7 protein-coding genes and 1 pseudogene are annotated in these 13,490 nt (G+C 62.3%); 4 read left to right on the forward strand and 4 right to left on the reverse strand.

Going from position 1 to position 13,490, the window contains the following annotated elements; translation table 11 throughout:
* The first annotated feature begins 8 nt into the window (after nucleotides 1-8).
* The 3 genes from AAIA72_RS06925 to AAIA72_RS06935 are packed head-to-tail and all read left to right on the forward strand — an operon-like array spanning nucleotide 9 to nucleotide 3,007.
* Nucleotides 9-572: a peptidylprolyl isomerase gene (locus AAIA72_RS06925; RefSeq protein ID WP_369602674.1), complete on the forward strand. Its 564-nt coding sequence runs from the start codon at nucleotides 9-11 to the stop codon at nucleotides 570-572.
* Nucleotides 565-2,478, forward strand: a complete 1,914-nt coding sequence (gene mnmC, locus AAIA72_RS06930; protein WP_369602675.1) for an FAD-dependent 5-carboxymethylaminomethyl-2-thiouridine(34) oxidoreductase MnmC — start codon at nucleotides 565-567, stop codon at nucleotides 2,476-2,478. The genes AAIA72_RS06925 and mnmC overlap by 8 nt, the downstream gene beginning before the upstream one ends.
* Nucleotides 2,390-3,007, forward strand: a complete 618-nt coding sequence (locus AAIA72_RS06935) for a CBS domain-containing protein (protein WP_369602676.1) — start codon at nucleotides 2,390-2,392, stop codon at nucleotides 3,005-3,007. The genes mnmC and AAIA72_RS06935 overlap by 89 nt, the downstream gene beginning before the upstream one ends.
* Here the strand turns inward: AAIA72_RS06935 and AAIA72_RS06940 are convergent, their stop codons facing one another.
* The 3 genes from AAIA72_RS06940 to zipA form a co-directional block, all read right to left on the reverse strand.
* Nucleotides 3,008-5,500, reverse strand: coding sequence for a Calx-beta domain-containing protein (locus AAIA72_RS06940; protein ID WP_369602677.1), 2,493 nt, complete (start codon nucleotides 5,498-5,500; stop codon nucleotides 3,008-3,010).
* 96 nt (nucleotides 5,501-5,596) lie between these two features.
* Nucleotides 5,597-7,633 carry an NAD-dependent DNA ligase LigA gene (gene ligA / locus AAIA72_RS06945; protein ID WP_369602678.1) on the reverse strand — a complete coding sequence of 679 codons (2,037 nt, stop codon included), beginning with the start codon at nucleotides 7,631-7,633 and terminating at the stop codon, nucleotides 5,597-5,599.
* Between the two features lie 2 nt (nucleotides 7,634-7,635).
* A complete protein-coding gene (gene zipA, locus AAIA72_RS06950; protein ID WP_369602679.1) occupies nucleotides 7,636-8,586 on the reverse strand; it encodes a cell division protein ZipA in 951 nt (316 codons plus the stop codon).
* A 197-nt stretch (nucleotides 8,587-8,783) separates the two neighbouring features.
* On the opposite strand from zipA, the gene AAIA72_RS06955 reads away from it, so the two are divergent.
* Nucleotides 8,784-9,953, forward strand: coding sequence for an ISNCY family transposase (locus tag AAIA72_RS06955; RefSeq protein WP_369600308.1), 1,170 nt, complete (start codon nucleotides 8,784-8,786; stop codon nucleotides 9,951-9,953).
* Nucleotides 9,954-10,014: 61 nt separating this feature from the next.
* Here AAIA72_RS06955 and smc read toward each other — a convergent pair.
* A pseudogene (gene smc / locus AAIA72_RS06960) lies at nucleotides 10,015-13,442 on the reverse strand (chromosome segregation protein SMC); the annotation flags it as partial.
* Between the last annotated feature and the right edge of the window lie 48 nt (nucleotides 13,443-13,490).

A 13,490-nucleotide genomic window follows, 5' to 3' on the forward strand; every position in this document is an offset into this window, starting at 1 on the left:
GGGGCAAAATGAAGCCACGTTTGATCCGCTGGCTGGTCGGCACACTGCTGACCTGCCTGATGGCCATTCCCGCACTGGCACTGGAAGCCGAATTCCGCACCAATCAGGGAATCTTCACCATCAAGTTGCTGCCCGACAAGGCACCGCAGACCGTGAGCAACTTTGTCCGTTATGCCAGAGAATCCTTCTATGACGGCACCATCTTTCACCGTATCATCCGGGATTTCATGATTCAGGGCGGTGGCTACGACCAGCGCATTCGCAAGAAACCCACCTATCCTCCTGTTCCCAACGAGTCTGACAATGGCCTGAGCAATCTCCGCGGCACCGTTGCCATGGCCCGCACCCGGGATCCGGACTCGGCCACCAGCCAGTTCTACATCAATGTGGTGGATAACCCGCATCTGGACGGTCAGCCGCAGCGCCCGGGCTATACGGTTTTCGGGCGTGTCGTGGCCGGCATGGATGTTGTGGACCGGATTGCCAACCTGCCGACACGTGCCTGGGGCCAGTTCAGAAACCTGCCTGTGGACCCGGTTGTCATCGAGCAGGTGATCCTGAAAGATGACTGACGGTCCCTGGCTGCCCTGGGCTGAACCCGTCTGGGACGAGGCGGGCACACCGTCGTCTCCGGAATATGGTGATGTCTACTTTTCCAGGCTGGACGGCCTTGCAGAAAGCCGCCATGTCTTCATCCGCGGCAACGCACTGGAAGAGCGGTTTTCCGCGCTGGATTCCTGTGCCACCTTCGTGGTGGCAGAAACCGGATTCGGGACCGGCCTGAACATCCTGGCCTTGCTTGATGTTTTTCTGGCCCATGCGCCGGCTTCAGCCCGCCTGCACATCTTCAGCATCGAGAAGCATCCCCTGCACCCGGATGATATCCGCCGGGCAGCCCTTCACAGGAGCGTGCCGGGGCACCTGACCGACCTGTTGCTGGATCTCTGTCCGGAACCTTTGAAGGGCCTGCACAGGCGCAGCACGGCTGACGGCCGAATCACCCTTTCGCTGTATTTTGGCGATGTGCGGGAAGCGCTGGACGAGGTCCGGTTCGGGGCAGATGCCTGGTTTCTCGACGGTTTTTCTCCGGCCCGCAACCCCGACATGTGGGCAGATGACGTCCTCGAACGCATCCGCCACCATACCGCCCCGGGCGGCACACTGGCCACCTTCACGGCCGCCGGTCGCATCCGCAGGACACTCGCCGCCCTGGGCTTTGTGGTGGAGAAGGCGCCGGGATTCGGGCACAAGCGGGACATGACCCGGGCCCGCCTGCCGGGGCACCATACACGTCATCGTCCCGGCCAGGTGGTCATCATCGGTGCCGGAATTGCGGGAGCCTGTCTCGCACGTCAGCTTGCCGGCATGGACGTTGAGGTCATGATACTGGAAAAGGGTGCCGCTGTGGCCTCCGGTGCTTCCGGCAATCCGCAAGGTGCCCTCTACTTCAAGCCCGGCGTGGATTACTCGCCGCATACGGCACTGCACGCCGCCGCTTATGGCTACGCGCGCCGCTTCTATGCCTCACAGACGCCGGAACACTGGCAGCCGACAGGCCTGCTGGCCCTGGCCTACAGCGAGCATGAAGCCCGCCGACAGGCGCGTTTTCTGTCACGCAATACCTACGGCACCTGGATCCGGCAAGCCGATCCACAGGAGAGTGCCGTGCGTACAGGGCTCTCCGTACCGGCCGGGGGCCTCTGGTTCCCCGGGGGCGGATGGCTGCGACCGGCGCGTATCGTCCGCAGCTTACTTGACCATCCGCGCATACGGATACATACCGGTGCAACGGTTACCACCCTCTGCACAGGTCTCGTGAACTGGCGGGACGCGGAAGGTCACGAGCACGAATGTGGTTGCGATGCCGTCGTCCTGGCAGCCGGGGCAGAGACCCGATTCTGGCTGCCCCCTGCGCCACGCCCTGTCCTGAAGCCCATACGGGGACAGGTGATTTCCGCGAGAATTCCGGGCTGGCCGGTTCGTACCGTGATCTGTGCCGACGGCTACATGATGCCCGCCGATCACGGTCAGGTGACGCTTGGCGCAAGCTTCCGGCCGAACGATGACTGCTGCGAACCGAGCAACGAAGAGACCCTCCAGATCCTGCGGCAGGCGGCAGAAGTGTTCCCGGAGTCCGGGGCGTTGACAGAGGGTGCCGAATGGGTGCCGCGTGTATCCGTGAGGGCGGCCGCGCCCGATTACATGCCGGTCATCGGCCAGCTCGCGCCCGGGGTGCATGTTTTCAGCGGGTTGGGCTCGAAGGGCTTTCTGCTTGCGCCTTTACTTTCTGCCCACCTGGCCGATACCCTGTCAGAGAGCGTGCCCGCACTGCCGCAGTCTCTGACCCGGCGTGTGGACATTTCCCGTTTCCAAGGCATGGAGCCACCTCGTGAGCGTATTTTTTGTTCAACCCAGTCAGAGCACGGTCACCCCGATTCGGGTGAATCCGGAGGCGAGAACAGCAGAGCCGGTCACTGAACTGACCCAGATCCGGCCTGTTGTCGCCCACGCGCCCGAGGAAGTCATTGTCCGGCAGCGCGGTCCGAAGGGCTGGCTGAGCCGCTGGCGACGGGCGCCGGCGAACGAAGAGATGGCCGTCACGGAAGATCTGCGGCCCCGCGTCAGGGATGCCATGAATCCTTCGATACTGTTGGGCGACATCCACTGGACACTGGCCGATGCTCATGAATTCATGGTGGCGCACAAGATCCATCATCTACCCTGCGTGAATGACCGGCGACAGCTGACCGGCGTGGTCACACGGGAAGAAATCCTGACCTGGTGGCTTGAAAAAGGGGAAACGGAAACGCTGGCACATCTGGTGCCCCGGCATCCGTTACTGGTCACCACACCCGAAGCCACCATTGCGGATCTGGTGATCAGCATGGTGGCCTGGGATCTGAGGGGCGTGCCGGTGATGACCCGGGAGGGCCATCTGTCCGGCATGATCACGACGCTGGATATCAGCCGTCTGTTTCTGCGCAATCAGGTCGATGGCTGGGCCTGATCAGGGCACCACCAAGTCCTCTCCTTCCGGTGTGATGGGCCAGATAATCAGCAAGTTGCCGGCATCACCTTCCACTTCATCCACCACAAAAACCTTGTTCTGGGCAGTCGGCAGCAGACTGACAATCCGATCCGCACCCGGTCGCGCGGTCTGGCGAATCCAGGTCTGAATCAGGTCCTTGTCCTCGGGTTTGGCTTCGTAGCGGGCAAACCAGCCATCCTTGCCATCCACAACCGAAGTCCCGGCAACCAGACTGCCGCCCGTTTCCCCGCCCACAAAGGCATACAGACCCCGGCCGGCCGAGGCCAGAGCGCGGTCATTGGCGGCTGTACCAAGCTGAATTTTCTTGTCGGGAAAGGACAGCGTCTTGTGATAGGCGAGCATGATGTCCTCGCCCCCGAAGCCCAGTCTACCCTCAAACAGGGATCCTGTGGTGTAGCCGGCAGACACATAGCCCGTGGACAGCTTGCCCAGCGCCAGAATTTCATCTGTCAGCGGGGAGCCGAACTGATCCTTTCTGACCACACGGCCTTCCGTGTTATACGAACCGGTGATGGCATCCCGCCCACCCCGGGGCAGATCATCGTATTCACCCACAGCAGAGCCGGCAAAGTCCACCGCACTGGAGCTGCCGATCCGGGCCGAGGCGATATGGTCTGCCCCGGTGGTTCCGGTATTGATCGCATAACGGAACTGGCCGGTTTCCGACAGAAAGAGAACAAACCCGTCGCGGCCGCCCAGGTTGCTGTCATTTTCCACCGCACCGTCCGTATCACCGACCACATAGAGTTCACCGCCCGTGGTGATGGCCAGACTGTTGGCGTAATCATCCTGATCGGAGCCGTACTGAACCCGCCAGTTGACCACCAGCGGCGCGTTGACGTCTGCCCGCTCCCAACGTTCGGCGACCGCATCCCAGCCGCCCAGTGCCGGCGCACTGCCGGACGGGACCGAGGTAAACCGGCCATTGGCCGACCCGACAACATAGAGCACCAGAGCCGGTTTGCCCGTCCCGGATTGGGTCTGCAAGCGAATGGCTCCGATCCGGGCATCGAAGCGATCGTCTCCGCTCGCAAAGGGTATCGTCTGGAGCAGATTGACACCCGTGCGGTCATAAACCCGCACCTCCCCTGCCTGGTGCCCGTTGCTGCGCGTGTAGTTGTAGGCCACATACACCCGACCCCAGTCATCCACGGCCGCATCGGCAAACACCCCGCGCTCGCCCATGCTGCTGTCCGGGGGCAGATTGACATACACAGGCGCTAACCACTCATTGATCCAGAGCGTCATTGAGGGCATCGTGTCACCCGCACAGGCTGTACGGACTTCACTGGACTTGCATGCATCCCACCGCAGAGTCAGCTTCTCGTCCGCGTCCTTGTCGCTGTCATCCGTGAGCTTGAGCTCGATGGTAAAGGTCTTTTCGGTTTCACCCGGATTGAAATTGACCGTGTTGCCGGACGCCCCAAGGATCTCATAGTCGTTCGAATCCGCCGTGGTTTCCCCGTCCACCACCGTGAACGTGGCGCTGGCCGCAACCTCCGGTGCCTTGTTCAGACGCGCCGTCACGGTAACGGTCTTGCCTTCAGTCGAGGAAATTACCGCCTGATCGAAGTTCACCCTCGGCTCGTCATCCAGAATGGTGACCGAAACCTTGGGTACAGCCTGATTCTCTTTCTCCGTCACATCACCGAGCCCGGAAACCACACGGTCGAACTCATAACTGAAGATTTCATTGGGTTCCGCCTCGGTGTCCTTTTTGACAAAGGCCGCGATCAGGCACCGCGTCATACCTGCCCTGAACGTCAGATAACCTTCACGCTCCACATAATCCACACCCGGTGTCGCGCCGCTGCTGGTGGCCGACACGGGCTGAAAGTGGAAGACCACCGGTTCCACAGGTGCGGCATCCAGCGTGGCCAGCACATAGGCCAGAGTCATCCCGTCAGGCACTGCAGGGGGATCTCCCTGCTCACTGTTCCAGGTTCCGGCGTCATCCGATTCACAGACGGGAATGGGTTTGCCGTCCTCACTGACAGGCCGCTCCATGTCCGTGTCTTCATCCACTTCCGACGATACGCCCTTGATCAGATTCTTGGGCACACTGATGGAGAAGGACTTGGTGACGAGCTGGTCGCCATCGGTAACACTGAGGACAATGGTGGTGTCATCCGTGTCCTGAGTCAGATCGCCGGTACCATGCCGGCCGCCGGTAATGCCCGGGATACCCCGCATCACGATGCCGCGGCGGAACTTGTTTTCCACCCACTCCACGGACAGCCAGCGCGGGGCGTTGGTCAGCGTGAAGTCCGGTATGCCCTTGCCACCGTCCACGGCCCATTCGTAGAAATACTCGGCACCAATCACCGCCGTGCCGGGCGGCTCACCCAGTACACGCAGCGGTTCGACAGGGGTTTCCTCCACATTGCAGGCAGTCAGCAGAAAACCGGGCATCAGCGCAAACAGCCCGATGCGCAAAATCCGACTCAGCATCAATTCCATGCGTCCTTCTTGTTTGATGGTTTGGCGTGTGACTATTTGTAACCGGAAGGACGCCAAAGAAATAGCGGCCACTTCACAGATTGAGCGTCAGGCCCCGGGAATTGCAAAGCCGGCCTCGGTCAACAGGCGGATGAACGCGTCTTCATCCAGAACCGGGACCCCCAGTGCTTCGGCTTTGGTCAGCTTGGAACCGGCCTTCTCACCGGCGATCACGAAATCCGTTTTCGCCGAGACGCTGCCGGTAACCTTGGCTCCGGCCTGCTGCAGCAGGGCTCTGGCCTCATCGCGGGTCAGTCGGCCGAGTGTACCGGTCAGCACCACTGTCTTGCCGGTAAAAGGGGATTGCCCCGCCCCGGCGCTGTCTTCCACCGGTGGCCAGGTGATGCCTGCCGCCAGCAGTTTTTCGAGAATTTCCCGGTTATGAGGCTGTCGGAAAAAGCTCACCACATGACTGGCGACAACCGGACCCACATCCGGCACGGCCATCAGTGCGTTTTCGTCCGCCTGCTCGAGGGCCTCCAGCGTGCGGAAGTGACGCACCAGTGCACGGGCCGTGGCCTCTCCCACTTCCCGGATGCCCAGCGCATAGACAAAGCGTTCCAGAGTGGTGTGTTTGGAGCGTTCGATGGCGTCGAGGATGTTCTGAGCACTCTTTGGCCCCATGCGCTCCAGTGCCACCAGCTGCTCATAGCGGAGGCTGTACAGATCGGCGACTGTTTCCACCAGCCCCTTGTCCACCAGGGTATCAATGAGCTTGTCACCGAGGCCTTCAATATCCATGGCCTTGCGGGAGGCGAAGTGCTTGATGGCCTCCTTGCGCTGTGCCGGGCAATACAATCCGCCGCTGCAGCGCGCATCGGCCTCGCCCTCCGCCTGAACGATCTCGGAACCACATTCGGGACAGTGGTCAGGCATCTCCACCGGTCGGGCATCAGCGGGCCGGCGGTCGGCCACGACCCCCACGATCTGCGGAATCACGTCACCGGCACGACGCACGATCACCGTATCGCCAATGTGGACGTCCAGACGACGTACCTCATCCATGTTGTGCAGGGTGGCATTGGAAACGGTGACCCCACCCACGAATACCGGGCGCAGACGGGCGACCGGCGTGATCTTGCCGGTGCGCCCTACCTGAAAATCGACGCCTTCCAGCACCGTCAGCTCTTCCTGTGCCGGAAACTTGTGGGCGATCGCCCAGCGCGGCGCTCTGGAGACAAAGCCCAGGCGTTGCTGCAGATCGAAACGATTGACCTTGTAGACCACCCCGTCAATGTCGTAGGGCAGGTTGTCCCGGCGCGCGGCCATTTGCCGGTAGTAGGCCAGACAGCCTTCCACACCCACGGCCGTCCTGATCAGGGGATTGATCCGGAGGCCCATCTCCCGCAGCACCATGAGGGTGTCATAATGGGTGTCCGGCAGGGTCATGCCCTGAACCTCGCCCAGGGCGTAACAGTACATGTCCAGGTGGCGGCTGGCTGTCACGCGGGGGTCCAGCTGACGCAGGCTGCCGGCCGCGGCGTTGCGCGGGTTGACAAAGGTTTTCTCGCCCCGCTCCCGGGCGCGGGCGTTGAGTGCCTCGAATGCGGCCCTGGGCATGATGATCTCGCCCCGCACTTCAAGCAGCCCCGGGAGGGTGTGGCCTCGCAGTTTCAGGGGCACGGCACGGATGGTGCGGACATTGGCCGTGATATCTTCGCCCGTGGTGCCATCGCCACGTGTCGCGGCCTGAACCAGACGTCCGTTTTCATAAAGGAGACTGACGGCCATCCCGTCCAGCTTGGGTTCGCAGCAGTACTCCAGTTCGGCTTCCGTACCCAATCGTTCCAGAATCCGGCGCTCGAAGGCACGCACGTCCTCTTCGGAAAACGCGTTGTCGAGCGACAGCATGGGCACACGATGCGTGACCGTCGTGAAGCCCTCGGCCGGCGCCCCGCCGACACGTTGCGTCGGCGAATCGGGTGTCACCCACTCGGGATGCCGGGCCTCCAGCTCGCGCAGCTCGGCCATGAGCCGGTCATATTCCGCATCCGGGATGGACGGATCATCGAGCACATAGTAGCGGTAGTTGTGCTCGTTGATTTCAGCGCGCAGCGCTTCGATACGGGCCTTGTCGTCCGCCATGTTCAGCGTTTCCTGCCCTGACCGGCCAGTTTTTCGCGACGGAGAAATTCCTGGATCCGCTGACGGCAATAGTCCACGGTCTGCTGGGTCATCACGCTCTGATGCTCGTCACGGAGCTCCCCATCCAGCTTGTCAGCCAGATAGCGGGCCATTTCCAGCATGTAGTCAAAGGCGCGCATGGGATCCTGGGGGCCCGGCAGCCCGACAAAAAAGATCAGTCCGCGGATGCGGGTACTCTCCAGATCCAGCTCGTCAAACCGGCCGCTTTCGCTGGCATTGGCCATGCTGAACTGTACCGGTCCCACGCCCGTATCCAGTTCGTGCCGGACATAGAGGCCCTGGGGATTGAGTGTCATGCCACAGGCTTCGGCAATGCTCTGAATCGCCGTGCCACGGAAGCCCTCCCGCTCCCGGGAGACGAGATGAATCATGATGAACTGCTCGGCCTCCACCGGCGCCAGGCCGCTGTCAGGATCGTGGTGTACCCGCTCACGGGATGGCTCAACACCCCTGTTCCCGGAGCCTTCATTTTCCACGGTCGTCCGAACGCTTCCCGGAGCCACCGTATCCGTCGATATGTCCTCGGCGTTTAGTCCGGCCGCCTCTTCACACATCTCGAAGTCACCACGCTCTGCATGCAGGCCGGTCATTACACCCGGCAGTTCATCCGCATCTGCTGAACTGCTCCCGCTCTGTTTCTGCCCATCAAGCGGTGCAAGGCGATCTTCCCCCTCGCTCTCCGATCGCGGCCGGATGACCCGGTAGCCCCCATTGGGCAGCTCTGGGTTGTAATCTTCATCCAGGGGGGTACCGGATACTTCGCCCCCCATGCCCGCGGCGATCTCACGGGAGTCCAGTCGTGCACGGCGCACCCGGCGCCAGCCGTCAATCGCCACGGCGACAATGATGATCAGTCCGATGATCACCAGCCATTCCCGCAAACTGCTGTCCATTCAGCGCTGCCTCTTCGGAAGGTTGTGTTCTTGTGCAGGGATAGTATTCAAAAGTGGCGGTCTTTACAACGCAGCCAGTGCCACGGTGTTGGGAGCAAATAAACTGTCCGGACTTGTAGCACGTGATTTGTCCGGTTTCATGATCACCAAGGAGGTGAGCCATGAGACGGACAGAACTGCTACAGGAGATCCGGAAAATGCGATTCGAAGAAGCCTATACGGGATGGACCGAGAAACGGCTGACCCAGGAAGAGGCGGCGCGGCTGCTGGGGGTCTGTGAGCGGACCTTCCGGCGCTATATCGACCGCTACGAGGAGGAGGGCCTCGACGGCCTGATCGACAAGCGCCTGAGTCAGGTTTCCCACCGCAAGGCCCCGGTGGATGAGGTTCTACGCCTCGAGGCGCTCTACAAGGAGCGCTACGACGGCTGGAACATCAAACACTTCTACAGCTTCTACCGCGACCGTCACGGCGGCACACGCAGCTATACCTGGGTACGGAACACCTTGCAGAAGGCAGGCCTGGTCAAGAAGGCACCGGCTCGGGGTAAGCATCGTCGACGCCGCGAGCGGGCGCCCATGGTCGGCATGATGCTCCACCAGGATGGCTCCACCCACGAATGGGTTCCCGGCCACCACTGGGATCTGATCATCACCTTCGATGACGCCACCTCTGAGCACTACTCCATGTTCTTCGTCGAGGAGGAAGGCACGGCTTCGAGCTTCCAGGCCATGCGAGAGGTCATCACCGATCACGGCCTTCCCTCGAGCCTCTATACCGACCGGGGCAGTCACTACTGGCACACCCCCAAGGCCGGCGGCAAGGTCGACAAGTCCAACCTCACCCAGTTCGGCAGGGCCATGGCCCAGCTCGGGGTCGAGATGATCCCCGCCTATTCCCCCGAGGCCCGGGGCCGCTGTGAGCGCCAGTTCGCCACCCATCAGGGACGCCTGCCCAAGGAACTTGCAGCCCAGGGCATTACCACCATGGCGGCGGCCAACCGCTACCTTCGGGAGCACTACCTGCCGGCCTTCAACCGGGAGTTCTGCGTCAAACCCGCCGTCGAGGGCAGCGCCTTCGTGCCTTTCATCGGCCCTGGACTGGACGACATCCTGTGTGAGCAGTACGAACGCACCGTGAACAAGGACAACTGCGTCTCGTTCGAGGGACTCAAGCTGCAGATCCCTGCCGACCGCTATCGGCGCCATTACGTCAAGGCCAAGGTTCGGGTACACCGTTATCCTGATCGCTCCCTGGCGATCTTCCACGGCCCCAGAAGACTGGCCAGTTACACCCCAGAAGGCCTGCCCTTCGACCCCCTCGAACCTATTGATCAGGCACCGGCCAACGTCCGCTGCCAAGTCTGATCATCAGTGGACCCAAAGCGGACAGTTTATGTGCTACAAAACCGGACAGTTCTATTTGTTGCTAACACGCAGCCAGTGCCACGGCTTCGTCCACATCTACCGCGACCAGTCTGGAAACGCCCGGTTCGTGCATGGTCACGCCCATCAGCTGGTCCGCGGCTTCCATGGCCAGCTTGTTGTGCGTGATGTAGATGAACTGCACGTGTTCCGACATTTCCTTGACCATGGCGGCATAGCGTCCCACGTTGGCGTCATCCAGCGGTGCGTCCACCTCGTCCAGCATGCAGAACGGTGCCGGATTGAGCTGGAAGATGGCAAAGACCAGCGCGATGGCCGTGAGCGCCTTTTCACCGCCCGAAAGCAGATGGATGGTGCTGTTCTTCTTGCCGGGAGGCCGGGCCATGATGGCGACCCCGGTCTCGAGCAGGTCATCACCGGTCAGTTCCAGATAGGCGCTGCCGCCGCCGAAGACCTTGGGAAAGAGCCGTTGCAGACCGGCATTGACAGTATCAAAGGTCTCCTTGAAGCGGGCCCGGGTTTCCCGGTCGATCTTGCGGATGGCTTCTTCCAGGGTGGCGAGGGCTTCTTCCAGATCGGCTGCCTGCTCGTCGAGATACTGCTTGCGTTCCAGCTGCTGTTCATATTCCTCAATGGCGGCCAGGTTGATGGACCCGAGCCGTGAAACCCGGCTGGCAATCTGGGCCAGCTCGGATTCAAGATTGTCTTCCCGGTCCGCTTCCGTCAGCATGCCCAGCACAGCGTGGAGGTCATAGCCATCCTTTGCGAGCTGTTCACGCTGTGCATTGCGCTGCAGTGTCAGGGCCTGCAGGGCCAGGCGGCGCTCCTCAAGCTGGTTGCGCAAGGTCTGGATGCGCTGCTCGTTCCCGAAGCGTTCCTGTTCCAGTTCCCGGAGTCGGTGCTGAACGTCTTCCATCTGTCTGCGGGCCGCTTCCAGTGCTTCCTCCTGACGAATGCGCAGGGCAAGCAGCTGATCCAGCTCCGCCTTCAGCGCATCATCCGGGGAAGACAGCGCTTCCCGCTGCTCTCTGAGCATGTCCGTCTGCGCCCGGGTTCGGGAAAGGCCCTGCCGGGTCTTTTCGACGGCCGCCCGGAGCGCTTCCTGACGCGATTTCAGTGTCGTGTGCTGGAGCTGAAGCTGGTGCACGCGCTCACGTGCGTGGCGGTGAGCTGCCCGGACCGTATCCAGACGAATTCTGAGGTCATCCCGGGCCGTGAGCAGGGTTTCCCGGCGATCGGCCTCCTGCTCAAGCCTGCTCACGGCCTCGTCCCAGGCTTCCCGGGCCGTTTCCAGCTCCATGCGCAGGTCTTCTTCCAGGCAGCCGGTCTCCTCCAGCTCCTGCGCGACCTGCTCTGCCCGGGCGCGAAGGTCATCCCGTTTCTGTTCGAGGGACTCCACCCGGGCGGTCAGGCTCACTACCTTGTCCTGCCAGATGCGCAGCGTCTGCTCCGCTTCCCGGAGCGCTTCCCGCAGTGCCTGACGCCGTCCATCGGTTTCCTCACGGGCGCTGACCAGTGCCTGAAGACGGGCTTCCAGTTCGGCCTGGCGCTGCAGCACCTGCTCAAGCGCCTGCCTGCGCAGCAGCAGGCTATCCTCTGCATCACCGGCAGGCGTCGACAACCAGTCGCGACCCACCTGATGGCCCTGCGGTGTGACCCACCAAGTGCCGGGCGCCAGTTCATGACGGCGCGCCAGCGCCTCATCCAGAGAAGCGGCGCAACGCGCCCCGCGAAGCCAGTCCGCCACAGCCCGTGGCGCGGTCACCTGCCGGATCAGCGCATCTTCCGGCCAGGTGCCCCCCTCCGCGTCCGTGACCGGTGCGGTGGTGGTGAACCAGACCGGTTGTCCGGGCAAATCGCCCGGCAGGGCGTCACCCGTTATCCAGGCTTCACGCAAGCGGCTGTCCAGAACCGCCTCGAGCGCCACCTCCCAGCCCGGGTTGACCCGAACCTGCTCCGCCAGGGGCGTGAGCTCAACACCAGCGCTGCGCGCCCAGGTCTCAACCTTTGCGGCAGAGGCGCTCTGCGCAATCAACGTTTCCAGAGAGGCCCGCTGCCCGGCCAGCCCGGCAAGTTGCCGCTCTGCCTGTGACTGCATGTCGAGATGATCCTGCCACTGCCTTTCCGTTTCCTGCAGCTCCGCAGCCTGGGACTCCCGCCTTGCCTGCCACTCCGCCAGCGAGGCACTTGCCTCTTCCAGTTCCGCCCGGTGCGCCCGGATATCCTGCTCTACCGATTCCGTATCCAGTGAGGAGAGGCTGTCCTGCAGGCGACGCCTGCGCTCGACCAGATCCTGAATCCGCTGCTCGATGCGCTGCACGTTGGCCTGAGCACGCTCGGCGGCATTACGCAGATCCGCCGTTTCCGCATTGAACGCATCCCAGCGCTCCTGCCAGTCCTGCATGGCCTGCTCGGCGTCTTCCAGCGCAAGGGCGTGTTCTTCCTCGGCAAAGCGCAGTTCCTCGAGCTCCGGCACGATCAGCTCAAGCTCTTCCTCGACCAGCGCCAGCGCTTCCCGTTCCCGGGTCAGTTCCTCGTTGAGCTGGGCCATCTGCGACTGAAGTGCCTGTTCATCCTGATCCAGCTGGGCCAGACGCTCCGCCGTGTTCTGAATTTGCTGCTCGATACGTGCCAGACGGCTGCTGGTGTCGTAGAAACGGGCCTGAGCGGCATCCAGTGCACGGGACTGGTCATCCTGGGCCTGGAGTGCGGCTTCCCGCTGTCCGTCCAAGGTCAGCCTGACGTTGAGTTCATCTTCAAGCCGATGTTCCACCTCTGCCACGGCGGCCTCTGCCGCACGAGTCTGCTCGTCCAGGGACTGCCAGCGCAGGGCAGCAAGCTTGGCCCCCAGCAGGCGCTCATCCGCCTTCAGGGCCTTGTAACGCTCCGCATCCCGGGCCTGACGCTGGAGCTTTTCAAGCTGCCGCCCCAGCTCCTCGCGCACATCCTTCAGGCGCTCGAGGTTTTCCTGGGTGCGGCGGATGCGCGATTCGGTTTCCTTGCGGCGTTCCTTGTAGCGTGAAATGCCAGCGGCTTCTTCCAGAAAGATGCGCAGATCTTCAGGCCGGGATTCGATGAGCCTGGATATCATGCCCTGTTCGATGATGGCATAACTGCGCGGCCCCAGACCGGTGCCCAGGAACAGATCGGTGACATCCTTGCGGCGGCACTTGCTGCCGTTGATGAAGTACTGTGACTGGCCGTCCCGGGTCACGCGGCGCTTGATGGAGACTTCCGTGTAGGCCGCATATTCGCCCCGGAGCTTGCCTTCGCTGTTGTCGAACACCAGTTCGATACTGGCCTGCCCCACCGGCTTGCGTGCGGTTGAGCCGTTGAAAATCACGTCCGTCATGGATTCGCCGCGCAGGTTGCGGGCCGAAGACTCCCCATGACCCAGCGCACGGCATCAATGATGTTGGATTTGCCGCAGCCGTTGGGCCCCACGATGGCTGACATGTTGGTGGGGAAGCTCACGGTCGTGGGGTCCACGAACGATTTGAATCCGGCGAGCTTGATGGC

The sequence above is a fragment of the Thermohahella caldifontis genome (assembly GCF_041153465.1).
Taxonomy (GTDB): Bacteria; Pseudomonadota; Gammaproteobacteria; order Pseudomonadales; family Oleiphilaceae; genus Thermohahella; species Thermohahella caldifontis.

Coding starts and splice junctions, on each gene's coding strand:
- ligA (WP_369602678.1), bottom strand. CDS start 7,633: ATGGCGGACGACAAGGCCCGTATCGAAGCGCTGCGCGCTGAAATCAAC.
- AAIA72_RS06955 (WP_369600308.1), top strand. CDS start 8,784: ATGCGATTCGAAGAAGCCTATACGGGATGGACCGAGAAACGGCTGACC.
- mnmC (WP_369602675.1), top strand. CDS start 565: ATGACTGACGGTCCCTGGCTGCCCTGGGCTGAACCCGTCTGGGACGAG.
- zipA (WP_369602679.1), bottom strand. CDS start 8,586: ATGGACAGCAGTTTGCGGGAATGGCTGGTGATCATCGGACTGATCATC.
- AAIA72_RS06940 (WP_369602677.1), bottom strand. CDS start 5,500: ATGCTGAGTCGGATTTTGCGCATCGGGCTGTTTGCGCTGATGCCCGGT.
- AAIA72_RS06925 (WP_369602674.1), top strand. CDS start 9: ATGAAGCCACGTTTGATCCGCTGGCTGGTCGGCACACTGCTGACCTGC.